This window comes from Methylophilus sp. QUAN (assembly GCF_015354445.1).
In the GTDB taxonomy this organism is placed as follows: domain Bacteria; phylum Pseudomonadota; class Gammaproteobacteria; order Burkholderiales; family Methylophilaceae; genus Methylophilus.
Map to the genome: position 1 here is coordinate 1615746 of NZ_JADKYT010000001.1, position 14954 is coordinate 1630699.

Annotated in this window: 18 protein-coding genes; 9 read left to right on the top strand and 9 right to left on the bottom strand. The window is 45.4% G+C overall.

Features of this window, described 5'->3' with window-relative positions:
* Positions 1-2 precede the first annotated feature (2 nt).
* Both INP79_RS08045 and INP79_RS08050 read right to left on the bottom strand, forming a co-directional pair.
* On the bottom strand, positions 3-410 hold the full coding sequence (locus INP79_RS08045; protein WP_194753663.1) for a hypothetical protein: 408 nt from the start codon (positions 408-410) through the stop codon (positions 3-5).
* The gene (locus INP79_RS08050) at positions 391-942 is read right to left on the bottom strand and encodes a thermonuclease family protein (protein WP_194753664.1); all 552 of its coding nucleotides are present in this window, start codon (positions 940-942) and stop codon (positions 391-393) included. The genes INP79_RS08045 and INP79_RS08050 overlap by 20 nt, the downstream gene beginning before the upstream one ends.
* 121 nt (positions 943-1063) lie before the next feature.
* Between INP79_RS08050 and INP79_RS08055 the strand changes: the two genes are divergently transcribed.
* The 9 genes from INP79_RS08055 to INP79_RS08095 all read left to right on the top strand — a co-directional run bounded on the left by INP79_RS08055 (position 1064) and on the right by INP79_RS08095 (position 10552).
* A complete protein-coding gene (locus INP79_RS08055; RefSeq protein ID WP_194753665.1) occupies positions 1064-1981 on the top strand; it encodes a PD-(D/E)XK nuclease-like domain-containing protein in 918 nt (305 codons plus the stop codon).
* Positions 1981-4065 (top strand): ATP-dependent helicase, encoded by a 2085-nt coding sequence (locus INP79_RS08060; RefSeq protein WP_194753666.1) that lies wholly within the window; start codon positions 1981-1983, stop codon positions 4063-4065. The genes INP79_RS08055 and INP79_RS08060 overlap by 1 nt, the downstream gene beginning before the upstream one ends.
* Positions 4066-4267: 202 nt before the next feature.
* Positions 4268-5374, top strand: a complete 1107-nt coding sequence (locus tag INP79_RS08065; protein WP_194753667.1) for a hypothetical protein — start codon at positions 4268-4270, stop codon at positions 5372-5374.
* A gap of 14 nt (positions 5375-5388) precedes the next feature.
* Positions 5389-6174: a hypothetical protein gene (locus INP79_RS08070; protein WP_194753668.1), complete on the top strand. Its 786-nt coding sequence runs from the start codon at positions 5389-5391 to the stop codon at positions 6172-6174.
* Positions 6174-8273, top strand: coding sequence for an ATP-dependent DNA helicase DinG (dinG, locus tag INP79_RS08075; RefSeq protein WP_194753669.1), 2100 nt, complete (start codon positions 6174-6176; stop codon positions 8271-8273). Before INP79_RS08070 ends, dinG begins: the two co-directional genes overlap by 1 nt.
* Before the next feature lie 90 nt (positions 8274-8363).
* Complete coding sequence (locus INP79_RS08080) at positions 8364-9317, top strand: DUF1173 family protein (RefSeq protein ID WP_194753670.1); 954 nt, start codon at positions 8364-8366, stop codon at positions 9315-9317.
* Between the two features lie 114 nt (positions 9318-9431).
* Positions 9432-9704 carry an HU family DNA-binding protein gene (locus tag INP79_RS08085; protein WP_194753671.1) on the top strand — a complete coding sequence of 91 codons (273 nt, stop codon included), beginning with the start codon at positions 9432-9434 and terminating at the stop codon, positions 9702-9704.
* Positions 9705-9751: 47 nt separating this feature from the next.
* Positions 9752-9976 carry a hypothetical protein gene (locus tag INP79_RS08090; RefSeq protein ID WP_194753672.1) on the top strand — a complete coding sequence of 75 codons (225 nt, stop codon included), beginning with the start codon at positions 9752-9754 and terminating at the stop codon, positions 9974-9976.
* 321 nt (positions 9977-10297) lie between these two features.
* Positions 10298-10552, top strand: a complete 255-nt coding sequence (locus INP79_RS08095) for a hypothetical protein (protein WP_194753673.1) — start codon at positions 10298-10300, stop codon at positions 10550-10552.
* Positions 10553-10771: 219 nt separating this feature from the next.
* On the opposite strand, the gene INP79_RS08100 is transcribed toward INP79_RS08095, so the two are convergent.
* From INP79_RS08100 to INP79_RS08130, 7 genes are all read right to left on the bottom strand, one after another.
* Entirely contained in the window at positions 10772-11011 is a 240-nt protein-coding gene (locus tag INP79_RS08100; protein WP_194753674.1) for a hypothetical protein, read from the bottom strand.
* Positions 11012-11098: 87 nt separating this feature from the next.
* Entirely contained in the window at positions 11099-12817 is a 1719-nt protein-coding gene (locus tag INP79_RS08105; RefSeq protein ID WP_194753675.1) for an ATP-binding protein, read from the bottom strand.
* An 80-nt stretch (positions 12818-12897) separates the two neighbouring features.
* Positions 12898-13278: a hypothetical protein gene (locus INP79_RS08110; protein WP_194753676.1), complete on the bottom strand. Its 381-nt coding sequence runs from the start codon at positions 13276-13278 to the stop codon at positions 12898-12900.
* Between the two features lie 190 nt (positions 13279-13468).
* A complete protein-coding gene (locus tag INP79_RS08115) occupies positions 13469-13777 on the bottom strand; it encodes a hypothetical protein (protein WP_194753677.1) in 309 nt (102 codons plus the stop codon).
* A gap of 76 nt (positions 13778-13853) precedes the next feature.
* Complete coding sequence (locus INP79_RS08120; RefSeq protein WP_194753678.1) at positions 13854-14186, bottom strand: hypothetical protein; 333 nt, start codon at positions 14184-14186, stop codon at positions 13854-13856.
* A gap of 128 nt (positions 14187-14314) precedes the next feature.
* Entirely contained in the window at positions 14315-14665 is a 351-nt protein-coding gene (locus INP79_RS08125) for a hypothetical protein (protein ID WP_194753679.1), read from the bottom strand.
* Complete coding sequence (locus INP79_RS08130; protein ID WP_194753680.1) at positions 14658-14918, bottom strand: NfeD family protein; 261 nt, start codon at positions 14916-14918, stop codon at positions 14658-14660. The genes INP79_RS08125 and INP79_RS08130 overlap by 8 nt, the downstream gene beginning before the upstream one ends.
* Between the last annotated feature and the right edge of the window lie 36 nt (positions 14919-14954).

Genomic DNA, 14954 nt, shown 5'->3' on the forward strand with positions numbered 1-14954 from the left:
GGCTACACCTTCCTCGTCACAAAACTGATTTCTTTTGGGTCTGGCTTATTTTCTCCATTAACTGCCACTGATTCTTTTTTCAACCATTCCAAGACAACTGATATTTGTAATTGACCGGCTTTCTTAGTTTCATCTTGTAGCCATTTAAAACTGACTTTATCTTTTGGTTCGTAGGTTGAAAGCAAGGAATTGATATGTTCCTCATGTGTTTTAGCTGCATTACTTTTCAATGCTAAAACTAACGCAACTATTGCTGCAGATAAAAACCCTACTAATACATGACTCATCACCAAGCTTGTAATGATTATGGCTGTAGCAGAACAAGCAATTAGCACATGTTTTGGTGCCATAGCTCCCTTCTGCCACATCATAGCCGCCCGACTTATTTTTTTAAGGCTTTTTTGACTCATATCTATACTCCCATGGTGGTAGTGGATTGCTGTATCGCCATAGCCCGATGCTCTTTTCACGCGCATGGGCTTCGGCCTCTTGGTATATCTTCAAAACGGTAGGATTCATTTTAGTAGCATACCTGGTGAAAACCCAAGCGAAACCCTCTTTTACTTGTTGAAGGTTTATATCTTGTTTACCCAGATATACAGTGCCAACCAGCCGTTTATATTTGTCAGTGTCTGAGACTAAGACATAGACCTCTTTGCCGTAAATCATCCGCACCAAATTATTCTTGGACTCTTTTCCTGCTTGTTGTGCGGTTTCTACACAGGCAAGGTCTTTGGATGTTGGTTTCGATAAATGACAACTGGTCTCTGGAGCATCAACAGCGAACAACCTGATTTTATGCACCTGGTACTCTTTGTCTCGAATAGTAATGGTATCACCGTCAGTAACGCCCTCGACAATACCTGAAATGGTTTCAGCTTCAACAACCTGCGTGGACAGGCACAATAATAGCAACGCTTTAAATACAGACTTTGAATTCATAAATAGAACCTCCTGAATACATCTTCTCAAAGAAACTTGTCAAATCAAGAGGTAAATGACGTGTAATTTTTGAGTGCATACATGCTTGAAGCCTATTGATTTCTGTGATTCGTGAGTTAAATTGAATTTGAAAGAAATCAAAACAGAGGTTTATATGTCAGCCGTTTTAGAACAAACACCCATGATTATCCAGCCACTCAAAGCAGTGCAGCCTGTCATTGTCGCTGCCTCTAACACTGCTCCGGTCGCCAAACGGGTGAACATGAGTAATGAGGACTATCACGCTGATAAGTCTGCAATATCCAGCACTTCCTTGAAGGAACTGCTACGTTCACCAATGCACTTCTGGCATTCTCAGACGGCACCAAGGGTAGAAAAGGAACATTTCCGATTTGGGACAGCTATCCACGCTTATCTGTTGGAGCAAGACCGCTTCTTGCAAGAGTATGTGGTGACCCCTGAAAAAGGTAAAACAAAAGCTTCAAAAGAAGCCTATGAAGAGTTTCTGAAGGCTCATCCAGACTGCCAGCACTTTGTGAGCGAGTCTGAAATGACCATGATTCTCGGTATTGCTGACCAGGTTGGCAATCACGCATCCGCAAGTGAACTCATTAAGCTTGGTCAGGCTGAGCAGAGTTTCTTTTGGACGGATGAAGAAACAGGAATTCTTTGCAAAGTCCGTACAGACTTGCTTTGCGTTCCATTCGCCATTCTCGACGTTAAATCCACAACTAACGCTTCACCTGAAGCCTTTCAACGGGACGTGGCCAAATTTAACTACGATTTGAGTGCAGCAATGTACCAAGAAGGCGTTTATCGGGTTACTGGCGAAAAGCTGGACTTTGCCTGGTTGGCTGTTGAAAAAGAAGCGCCACATGGGGTTGCGCTCTATAACGCCGAAGACTTCCTGGAAACCGGTTACAAGAAATTCCGCAGAGCTTTGCGTTTGCTTAAGTCTTGTCGTGAGTCACTGCAATATCCGGGTTATCAGCCTGATGGCATCGCCGCAACACTGCCTCGCCCGGGTTGGTACAAATAATGGCAGCAACTGCAGAACAATCCGCGGTAATCAACCATCGCGGTAGCCCACTTTTGATCCCCGCAGTACCTGGGAGTGGAAAAACTTTTTCTATGTGTCAGCGTTGCGTGTCCTTGCTACGTGAGGGGGTCAATCCTGAACGGATACTGGTCATGATGTTTAATGTATCTGCACGTGAGGACTTTACGCGCCGGTTAAGCGTTGAGACAAAGAAGCATAATGTGAGCATGCCAGAGGTGCAGACCTTTCACGCCTTTGGCATGAAGCTATGCAAGGCCATGGAGCGCAAGGGAATGTTGCCAACCTACAGATTGGAAGATAAAAGCTGGGTCTTTACCAAGATGGCTAAGGCAGCTCTGGTGATGGCCAATGAGAGTTTGAACGACGATGATAAGATTGAGCTGGAGCATTCCAACGTTGAAGCATTGCTTGCCCACATAGAATTTGTGAAAAACGAATTCAAAGAGATCAGCAAACAGGCGCTGCCAGAGATTGAAGAAGGCTACGTCTACGCGATCAAGCACTTCGAGGATATGCGCCATGAAGCGCGGTTGAGGTCTTTCACGGACTTGATATATGACCCTGCGGTTAAGATTGCTTCAGATGAGGCAATTCAGCAATGGGTTGGTAACAGGTACGACCATATGATTGGCGATGAAGCCCAAGACATGAATCAGCTGCAAATTATGCTGATGACCTGGATTGCTGGCAGTCGGGCCGAGGTTTGCATTGTGGGTGACGAAGATCAATCGGTCTATGCATGGCGCGGTGGCCGCCCGGAATACATGGTGCATCTCTTTGAAAAGCAGTTTCCAAACTGTAAGCGTCTACCACTGACTGCTACCTTCCGTTACGGACATCAAGTAGCACTGATGGCTAACCACGTTATTTCAAAGAATCAGCTTAGAACTGAGAAGTTGTGTCTACCTCAGTCTAACCGTGATACCAAAGTCGAGTTTTATCGAACGGGGCAAGTCAAAGATGGACAGCATGTAGCCGATGCCATTCAAAAGTGGACGGCTTCAGGTCGGCGTCACAGTGAGACTGTTGTGCTGGTCCGCGAATATTCCCACACGGTCAGTATCGAAGCAGAATTGCTTAATCGGAATATTCCGTACAAGATTGTCGGCGCCTCCCCTTTCTTTGAGCGAAAAGAGGCATTATCCATTCGCGGCCTTCTCTCTCTGGTTAAAGGTGGCTTTGCACAGATATTGGACATTGAGTCCCGCAAAGCGATGATCAAAGCTTTGCTCAGTGTGCCAACGTCATATCTTAAATCTGAGTTAATTGACCAGCTCGCAGATCAGCACTACCCCACGGCGGCCAGTTTTCTTAATGCGCTCAAATCTCTGTTGTCTTCTAAGCAAATTGGACAGTCAGCCAAGCAGCTGCTGAATAAAAAAATCAACGCTATCGAATTTGCGCTTCGTGTTGGCTCCAATGGTAAGGCATCACTATTTCTTCGGTCCTATATTGATGAAATCGACTTGAAGGCCGCATTGCTTAAAGAATCAGCCAAATATGAAAGCGCGATTGCCAAGTATTACACCATCAGTCAAATCGTAGAGCTGGCCGATTCCAGCAAAGTACCCACTCAGGAAATGCTTTTCTTCTTGGATGGACTGAAGGTTCGGTATGACGAAATGTCAAATACTGACCCAGTGTTGATAACTTCAGCGCACCGTTCCAAAGGGCTTGAGTGGCCCCACGTCATCCTCCCATTTCTGTCCGAGGGAACATTCCCAGCCTATGACCTGGATGAAGGAATCTCAGCTGATGAAATGGAATCAGAGCGTAGATTGTTTTTTGTGGCGATCACACGATGCACCGATTTATTGAGCCTCATTCACCCTACTGATCCCGTGTTAGAGACGCGAGCCAAAGGTGGCACCCACATATTGCCTGAGTTCAGCCAATACAACGCTAGTCGCTTCCTGTATGAATCCAATATGGCGTTTTCAATGTTCATTGCTGACCATATACAGAGAGGAACCGACCAAGCAACTATCAGTCAGTTGGTTTCCAAAATGGACCCAAATCAGGCGCAATTACTAAAAACATATTTACAGCGATATTTCGCATAGGGCTGCGAATTGATGTGTTTTCAACAACACCTAATTTCCAAAATCTCTTTATAGTTGATCCTGCTTAACAAGCACCCTAATCTTACCCCACCCCGCTTTTGCGGGGTTTTTTTTGGCTTGTGCCTCTTGATTTCACGGACTTGTGCATTAGTCTGAATTTGTAACCGCACTATTTCTTGTGCGGATTTAATCAGGAGACATCATGACAACACCAAAGAATTTCTTTATCAAAGGCCTCGCAATTACCACCCCAATTCTTGGCCGAATTTCAATCGGTCATCGTGAAGAAAAGAATGGGAAGGTTCTGCCAGTGCGCGATGATGAAATCAGCATTACTAGCCAGGTGCGCCGTGGGATGGAGTACACACCACATCCAATCGAGGCTGAATTGCTGAATGCTGTTGAAGCAAAAGCAAATGCTGAAAAAAAACTGCGATCTATTCCAGTTAAGCTGATGTACAACAATCCAGAATTGAACATTCAGGCCGGATACTCAGCTTTTGAATCCAGCACCGGTCGTCAATTGTGCGTTGGGGACGGTGTTAAAGCACGTCGATACTCCAAGCAGGATAACAAAACGAATGAAGTCGAGTGCAATGGTCCACAGTATTGCGAATTTGCTCAAACCTATCGTTGCAAACTCCATGCTCGATTGAATGTTCAGATTGACGGGCAGGACGATCCTATGGGTGCCTTTGTGTTCCGCACATCAGGCTATAACTCAGTCCGTACGCTGATCTACAAACTGCAAGGCTTCTACTCCCTGTTCAATGGCAAGTTGCGCGGCATCCCTTTGAGTTTGGTAATGCGTGCCAAAAGTACCGCTCAATCCATGGGGCAACCTGTTTACTATCTTGACCTGGTATTGCGTGGTAAAAGCCCTCAGGAAGCAATGCAGATTGCAAACGAGACGGCAAAGGCCGAGGCCGATGCTGGCATGTCACAGGCTGAGTTTGAAGACACAATGATGGCTGGTTTGAAAAACAGCGCGTTCCTGGAGACCGAGGAAGACGGTATCGATATTGTTGAAGAGTTCTTTAATGAAAACGATGACTATACGACACCTGCGGCGCCAGCTGCATCCTCAAAATCTGGTGGACTCAACTCACTGCAAAAAGTATTGCCGAACAAAAACAATGAAGCCAAGCAGTCAGCAGGTCAAACACAGGCACAATCGGGTACACTCGAACCCCAGCAAAGTCCGGTTGAAATCACGATGGTGAGCGATGTCAGCGAAATGTCACTGACTGGCTTCCAGTTACCGCCGGAAATTGCCGAACAATTCTCTACGAATACTCAGGCATCATAGGCACAGGTGAAATTATGGAAGATGGTATCAAAGGTAGCAAAGCGTTTATGTCGGTCGTTTGTGTGGCTACTGAGTCACCAAATACCCGACTAGTACGCTGGCGCATCGGTATCAAGACACCAACCGGTGCATTGGAAACCCATAAACAAGGAATGATCACTGTTGCCCTTCCCTCTTTGGAGGGGTCACAGGGTGACCAGGTGGCCGAGTTGGCCGCATTACATGAGTTATTGGTGCTGAAGGAAATCTTAGGTCAGGCGCGACGTGGCAATGGTTTGATCATTCACACCTCGCACGGTGCGATTCGCAAAATGACCTTGTGGCACAAGCAAGGACGTAGCAAGCCATTTAGTAGCGGCTACCTTGTCCCTTACGGTCGCTATCTTTTTGGTCGCTTTGCAGATGCAGAGATTGCAGTCTCTAAGGATGTTTCATGGGTGCAGGATGTTATTACCTCTCCCAAGCTGGTCACAGAAATCACAGTGAAAGACCGTCTGCCTGATTTTGTGCATGCCGGCAATGGGTTGGGCTTGGTAGAAATCACTACCCACGCTATCGAACGCGTATGCCAACGGAATAACGGTTGGGATTATCCCGAAGCATGGCGGTTTATTGTGAATCAGCTTCGTGGAACCAGCATGTACCTGATCACGCCTGAACTCGCCAAGATCCAACGCATTAAATCCAGCTATGCGAACGGTGAGCGCTGGTTTAATCCGGCTGAAGGTTGGGTGTTTGCCTTTTCTAAAGAAGGCGATCACCAGGTGTTGAGCACCATGATGGTTGCTGAGAGGGACTGATGACTACTGCAAAAGAAGAAATCCACAAAGTCCTGTCAACCCTTCAAGCAATCGTACCTGGGTATAAAAAACGGCAGTCGCAGTACACAATGATTGCAAGAGCAGCTACCCGTTTTGGGTTGGCCCGGACTGAATGCGCCGAGGGCGTACATGGACACATTATTGAAATAGACGCTCCAACTGGTACTGGGAAAAGCCAAGGCTACTTAATTCCAGGCATTGTCATGAGTCGTCGCCTGAATAAAAAACTGGTTGTCTCCAGCTCGACCGTAGGTTTGCAGGAACAGCTGGTTACCAATGATTTGCCATTACTTAAGCAGTGCTTTGATAACGCATTGTCTTTTGTGATTGCCAAAGGTCGGACTCGCTATGTCTGTCCATACCGGTTGCAACAAAGCGCAGCGGATGCAGGCCAGTATTCCTTGCTAGACCAGTCGAATTTGGATGAGGCTGATGCAAGGAAACGCGACGAAGTAGTTATAACCCTGCATGGCCGCTTTTCAAGCAAGAAATGGGATGGCAGCAAAGACAGTCTCGGTGATATTGTCGTTGATGAACCAACCTGGCGCACAATTTCAACTGACCGGCACGGATGCAGTGGCGCGTCATGCCCGAATATTTCAGAATGTCCTTTCTATAAAGCGCGTAGTGAGATGGAAACTGCGGACGTGATCGTGACGAATCATGATTTGTTACTTGCCGATATCTCCCTTGGTGGCGGCATAATTCTTCCCCCCCCTGAAGAAACGATTTATTGCATAGATGAGGCGCATCACTTCCCCGAGAAGGCCGTTCAGAAGTTCTCAGCGTTCCACTCATTGAAAAACAGCATCTCAATTGCCGAGCGCATGATTGAGTTCTTTGGCGGCACATTCCCGATCCACGTGGACGATAATGAACGCCGGATGATTGTAGATTACGCACGGCTACTGATAACCAGCATGAATGAACTGAATGTTGTGTTGAATCAGGTGACCTGGACTGAAGAGCGTGACGTGTTGCGCTTTCCATTTGGCGACGTGCCAGAGGCGTTTTACACCCTTGGTGCAAATATCACGTCATCAGCCAGCTTCATGTTTGGGGCTATGGTTAAGGTGAATGAAGCCTTGATGGAGGCCAAAGAGGAAGGACGATTTGCACCGGAAATGCTCGACCGCTATGTGAATGATATTTCACAACTCACGGTACGGTTGGAAAGCATCAATGACGTTTGGACGCTGATGTTGTCCGACACACCAGAAAAGGCGCCACCTATCGCAAAATGGGTGAAGCATTCAGGCAATGGCGATTACTTCGTTTGCGCGTCGCCAGTATCGTCTGCATCCATGCTCAAGAACCAGTTTTTCGATAAAGCTCACGCAGTGTTACTGACTTCTGCCACTTTGACTACACTGGGCAAATTCAACTTATTCAATCATAAATCTGGTTTAGGCTTCATTCAGGACAAGGTTGAATCGTTGCAACTGGAGTCGCCGTTTGATTTCAAGAAACAAGGGAAATTGATCGTGCCATCCATGCGCTCAGATCCAAAGAACGTGCGAGAACATACGCGTGAAGTCCTGGAGTTATTGCCAGCGTACATTCCAGAAAACTTTACCGATGGCTGCCTTGTGTTATTTGCTTCACGCAAGCAGATGGATGATGTGTATGCCAGCATTGCGCCGCGCTTAAGAAAGCACATCCTTTTACAAGGGCAAATGACAAAAGATGAGTTGATTCGCCAGCATAAGCAACGTGTGGACGCGGGCCGCCTGTCCATTTTGTTTGGTCTGGCCGGGCTTTCTGAGGGCGTGGATTTGCCAGGCAGGTATTGCTCCAAGGTGATCATTGCCAAATTGCCATTTAGCGTGCCCACAAACCCGATTGAAGCTGCTGAGGCAGAATGGCTTGAGTCTATCGGCAGAAATGCCTTTGCAGAGGTTACTGTACCTTCTGCAGGGATTAAACTTTCTCAATCAGTTGGCCGCTTGATCCGGACAGAATCTGATTATGGCGAAGTGATTGTATTTGATACCCGTCTGACCAACACCAATTATGGGAAAATGCTGATTAAAGGCCTCCCGCCTTTTGATTTGGATATTCAACGCCGGGCAGCATAGTTAGATATAGCCAATAACCCCAAGTTATTTACAAATGGCTTGGGGTATTTTTTTGTCTATGATTCAATCATTTAATGATTGGATGCCATTATGGACAGCAAAATCCGCATTGGAACGCATCAACACCTTCGTAGCCATCTTGTCGACCGTGACAATCCGACCGGGCAACGCATCCTTGCTTTGGCCCGAGATAGCAAGGCAGAGGTGTTCTGCTTGTGCACTGGAACGCCCCAACGGATGTTCGTGCGCAAGATCGATACTGGCTTTACGCTGACCAAGCAAAAAGGCACCGGCCCCCTACATCACCCTGACTGCCCTTCTGTCCGAGAATACGATGGCTATGGCCTACCACCGAACGCCACCAATAAAATTGTTCGCACTATAGATGGCGTCAGATCAAGACTGCAACTTGAAGCAAGTGACAATGAAGACTTGCAGTTTCTATTGCATCACCTTTGGTTAGAAGCAGGTTTTGGCCAGTGGGCCCCTCATTACCATGCTGACTACTATCTGACTAAGCACAAACTGAATTTAACGCTGGCTGCAGCCAAGATCCGATGGACAGAGCAAAACCTTGCAGACTTGATTGTGATACCGGACATCTCTAGCGCCAAGACCAGAGAATCTAACCTGGCTGACAGAATAAAGGCCATGGTCCAGAAATACCAACGCAACCCTATTCTAATTGCTCGGATTGAATCAGTGACGGCCTCCCGCTACTCACGCAAGATTTCTCTGCGCGACATCAAGGAATCGCTGTGGATGCGCGACGATGAGTTTAATGCGTTCAGCAATGTGTCTGGCTTCCAACTCGTTGAATCGGTCAAGCCTGGTGCGAACGTGTTTGGCATATTTGAGGTGTGGGTATCTGAAAAGGGAAACATCCAGTGCGCCACGGCAGGCTTGATGGCTTGTACAAGCAATGGAATCCCATATTTGTGCGAGGTTAATCTAAAAATGATTACAGCTCACATGATCGAGCGCAAATCTTTCTCAACCAGAATGGTAGGCTTCAAAGACATGGAGGTTTCCGTGAAAAAATAAGCAGGAATGGCTTTAATATTGGGTTTACACCCCTTTATTTATTGGAAGTCAGTGTTATATTGGTTTTAGCTACTGATAAATTTCAGTTTGCGACACACTTAATTAGGAGAAAATATGAACAAAACAGAATTGGTTTCAGCATTGGCAGAGAAATCCGGCGTTACTAAGGCTGACGCCGAACGTGTATTAAGCGCCTTCACTGAGACCGTGACAGAGCAAATGAAAAAAGGCGAAAAAGTTCAGTTGATTGGCTTCGGCACATTTGAAGCACCGATGAGCGCAGCGCGTACTTCACGTAACCCACGTAGCGGCGAAACTATTGATGTTCCGGCCAAGCGCAAGCCGAAGTTTTCAGCTGGTAAACCTCTGAAAGAGGCTGTTCTGTAATTAATGACCGAATGGGGCCAAGCGCCCCATTTTGACATGGAGCATATATGATTAAACGCATTTTATTCGCAGCTCGGTTTCATCCGGTACAGTTCATCGGTGGCATTGTTTTGGTGTTGTACTCGACTTATGCATTAAAGCAACCGGCAATCGAAACTGAACACTTTTCCAGTGCTGTGTCTATTTTTGGTACACCCATGTACTGGGCAGGGTTGATTGCTGGATTTGGCATGCTGCTCTACAGTTTGTTCAATTCAGAAACGCATTCGTAATGTATAATCAAACCAACACGGCCTCTCTCGGTGATTTGCTTGCGAATACACTGCTGAGAGGTTTTTTTATGGTCGTCACAATATCAATGATATGAAGATTAAGACTAAAGAGGTCTTCCCAAGGTGGAAGGATGTTGGTGCATTCGCATTAAGTGCGGTCACTATCATTTTACTGCTCCTGCTGTCTGGGAGAACTGAACAGTGCCTTTGGATGGGGGTGTGGCTTGGAGCTATATTATTGGTTCTCTTAGCTATTACTGTTTTCAGACAAAGACAATAAGAATCTATCCCTTGAATACTTAGCGTTATAAGGACTTAAGTATGAAAAATCTGCCATTTGTTTTATGGATGTTGTTATTTCCCTTAGTTATTTCCATTGGAAGTTATTTTGACTTCCTCAGCAACGGAAGCGTCATTAGCCACGCCTCAGAAAAAGCTGAATTGACTAACGGATTATTTATTTTTGTTGTTTGGATTTTTGTTGGCTACCTAACATATGAAGGCAGGGCTGCCCACAACAAGCCGGAAAAGAGCCAACATGCGGCATCAGGGACAACAGATTCAGCAATTTCATAAACTCTAGACATATAAAACAAAAAAGGGACCGTTTTTACACGGTCCCTTTTGTTTTTCCTACCAGTTAATTGTAATGCGGTTTGTTTTGATGCGATACGTACACAAAGATACCTAGTGCTATTGCAGCTATGGTACCAATCGTGGCTAAGTAAATTGCAACATTCAACATAACAAAACTCCTTTATCTAAAAATAATAGTAGTCCAAAGAATTAACTTTTTCAACCACTATCAGACTCAGAGTCTGCAACCGCATCACTTTGGTCGATTAAAAAGTAGGTGGTCAACCAGTACACGATGATAGCGACGAACAACAAATACACAGATAATCCGATGTAAGTGTAGTCAATCTTCGAGTCTCTATAAAGCAATGCAGCAGATGCAGAGAAGCAGCCGGCAGCGATTGTATTCATAAACAACTCCAACCTTCGCATAAAGATTTTTTTCTTTTTCAGGTTCATAAAATTCTCCTTATTAATTAAAAAAGGGGAATGCATGAACCCCCACCGGGAGGTTCAAACACCCCCCGTGGGATTACTGGTTAACGATTAGTTACCCAGTTCTTGAGCTATCAAGCTGATTTCGCCAGTCTCCGAAATGCTGATGACAAATGTTTTGCCATGCAACGTAGGATATTTTGAAATGCAACCATCAAGCACAACTTGTCGCAAAGTATCTTCCGGCTTGCCACCGCGCAAGGCAGTAACAAGCGTGTTCAGATGACTTTCCTCTTCATCGCGGTCTGATTCATAAAAATCATGCTCACCTTGAAAATCAGCAATTTGCTCAATGATGTAGCCAGGGTAAACATCACCCTTTGGCACCACCAAGCAAAGTTCATCATTGACATAGCCACTAGTGGCAGAGTCGCTGATTTCTGCTGAATACAGGCCATCGGTCGTTTTCACAATATAGTGATCACACACGACGATTTTTGAGACATTATGAACCCAACCGGATTTCATTTCTTCAATAGCAATAATTGCCCCTGCTGGCTCAATTATCACCTTCAACTCACTGGCATCTGAATCTGGATCGTGATGATGATTAAAGAGGCTGATGTATTTGTTTGCCCAGTGGCCAGAATGCAGGGCCTCAGACACGTTTAACCAACCTAGTGCATTCCCTAACACCCAAGGGGCGCCGGTATGCTCATCACAATCGAAATTTTCATAGCCAACCAACTTTACCTCACCTGACTCAATCTCAGCCCGGGTGATATTCCGTGAACACTCTTCCAAGTTTCTTTCATTGCCATGAAAGTCCTGCAACTGAATCGGTGTCGCAAATGGAATAGATAAAACTTGTGCTGGTAACATTGGTATATCGTTGAAAATGTCATTGCACTTATATGTTTTGGCCAAGTACCAATACTTCATCATTTCTTCAGGTGAAACACTGGCCTTTAACTTCAACAACTCATTTCGAACAACACCGTTGATGATTTTCTTAAACGTCTTTTCGTGCAGAGCTTCATCAAACAGTTTGTCCCGATCCGGCATCCGCGGTATGAACTCATCGCTCAGCAAATGGAGAACTACATCATTTGTTGACGGGATTTTCTTACCAAAATCGTTACTGCAGTAAATTGGCAAGCCTTGGAGGTATGCAAATATTGTGTGCGCCGAATACGACTTGAAGTGCAGATTCGAAAAGAAATCTGCCCCGAGTGACACAAGCACGCCATCAACTTCATGGAGGTTTTCCAATACGTTTACGGCGAATTGGCGTTTAATTTCCAACTCATTCCAGTACACACCAATCGGGAATCCAGCAGCCAAGATACTCAGATGTTTACCCAGCAACTTTTCAATGCCTTCCGGCGACTTGAAGTTTTTGAGCGTAATCTTTGTACCAGGTGTTGTATTGCCAGTGCTTTCAACCAATACGGCTTCTTGGTTGATTGCTTTTTGAGTATCAATGATAGTCCTTTGCCCGTTGCTTTCGACAATGACGATCTCGGCCGCAAACAGGCATGATAAAAAACCCATACCGAAAGGCTTATCTTCTTTCTTGGTTGCTTCATCCCATCCAGAATCAGCCACATGTAGCAGCTTACTGAAGTCTTTCACACCTTCACCATTGTCGATGACCACAAGATCTTCGGACTCAGCTTCGGTATAAAAGCGCACCTCGGTAGCTTTTGCTCTTCGTGCATTTTGCATTAACTCGGAGATGACGGTTGATGAACCACTGAATGTTTGACCAATGTTCTTGATCAGATTTTTTTCGTTAACTTGAATTGAAATCATATTGTTATTTTCCATATTGTTCTCCTATGGGAAAAATATGGAGGTCTCCATTACCCATGACGGGGAATAGATCCCCCATGGGTTGGTTGAATGTTTTAGATTAAGGCTAATGCGTTAACTTCATCAGGCACAAACACTGTCTGGTCTGAGTCGTTAAGGCGATAATGGTTCATGATACTTACTCGCAAGACCGCTTCAATGGGAGTCTTTCCTATAACAGAAATAGACATTTTTTTAGCAATCCATGAGCCATCACTTGAACCTCGTATTGGCTCTACACCGATTTTTTTCTCAGAGATGAGCTCTACGAATGTTTCTGCACAATCAGTTAAATCACGGCCAACATGCCCGTTCTTATGATCGTTCAGAACCCAGTCTTTTACATGTTTGCCATCAATTTTCATTTCGGCAAATCTGACTTCATTGACCGCCCAGGAAAGGTTTCTACCTGTAAGGTCTTTGATTTTTACTTGCATATCGTTCTCCAGACTAAAGTGAAGATATGCGTCCCGGAGGGATCGCAAAATCCCCACGGGTTTAAAATCACCTTTCGGTGTTGTCCAACGGACTACTTCGATGCGTACAAGTACGCTAATTTGCCAGCGGCAAAAAGCTTTCCGGTTCCATTCCGAACTGGAAAGCCCACTCGCTAGAGTGAGCCTTGGCTTAAGGAAACAACAAATCATCAAAATCTATATTGCCAGCATAGAGATTGTGTTCAAGCAAAATCTCCTTAGCCATTTTGTACAGATCTATTCTGACTATCCCCTCTTTCCATAAGGACCAGAAAATTGCACCTTTAATGCGAATTAACGTGTCTCCAGGAGAATAAGGGGCTGCACAAGGCAGTTTTCTAATGCCATGCTCCATCTCAAACCTCTCAAAGCTGTGCAAGGACATTACTTGACTATTATTCAGCCGCGACCGAGGGATGACTTTGGATATTTTGTAACGAACAACGTCTTTGACTCTCATGATTCCTCCAATTGATTAGATGGAGAACCACCCCGGAGGGTTTATCTCCGGGTGACTGACAGGGTGGCCGCCAGTTTTAGTCGTCTTGATTTTGCATAAGCCAAGCCTCTTCGGTTTCATCAATGCTTGGATCCCATTGATATGAGACTCCATCCGCACGATGTTGCGATGTTGAGGTGACTTTTTTTACCGTAAACAGCCGCTCAGTGATGTCGACAATGTACCCGTAGGCACACAGAAGCTTGGATGCCAGGCTCAGAAACATCTGATCAGGCATGTTCGCAGTTAAAAGCGTTGTGAAGGTGTTGTCGTTTGTCAGTTCTACCAGCTTTTGTACCAGATTAGCCTTGCGGTCATTTGCGAGGTTGTCTGATTGCCAATCGGTAGAAATTGCTAAGATTGTTTCCATAGTTCCTCCAATGAATTGCAAGAACCAGGATCCGCAGTGCGGGATCTAGTCCCGCATGGGTGTGTTGAAATGCTTAAATATAAGCTATGCAAAGTGCATAAGAACTATAATCTGCTTTTTACATAGCGTCAACTATTGAGATCCCGTACGACTTGAGCAATTGGTTTTACCTGCTCCCACCATGGTCCTTGTGGTAACAATTGCACTTCGTAAGCCTCATCTCTGAATAGAACATTCATCGCGCAATCGAGAACAAATGCGTCATCATCAATACGACGCTCTGACTCCCCTATCGCCTCCAACATCAACAATGGGACTTCATCTCCAGCATCACTTTTTGTTGTGACCAGGTAGACCTTACGAATATTTTGTAGCATGGCCGCCAGTGAGCCCAGTTCATCAATGACTCTATCTGGATACTGATTTGCTCCATCCACTATTTTTATGCTGAGAAGCGCTCTTGCCTGACTATTAACCATTAAATCTTTCCACAACTAGTGTGCTACCGCGCACTTCAATTACTTTAACCAATCGGCCCATACGAGATTGCTGCTGAGACTCAATCACCCACCGGTCCTTTCCGGCGATTGCTTTCGTCAACCGCATCTCTCCAATAACGCCAGGCTGTACTCTCTGGGTGACAACACCCACCTGTCCGATTAGTTTTTTGCTCAGGTGTCTTTTCAGGACTTCATGAGCAACTGCTTTAATTTTGTTTGTAATTGATTTCATGGGCCGATAATGCATCAGTGCTCTTGATTTGGCATG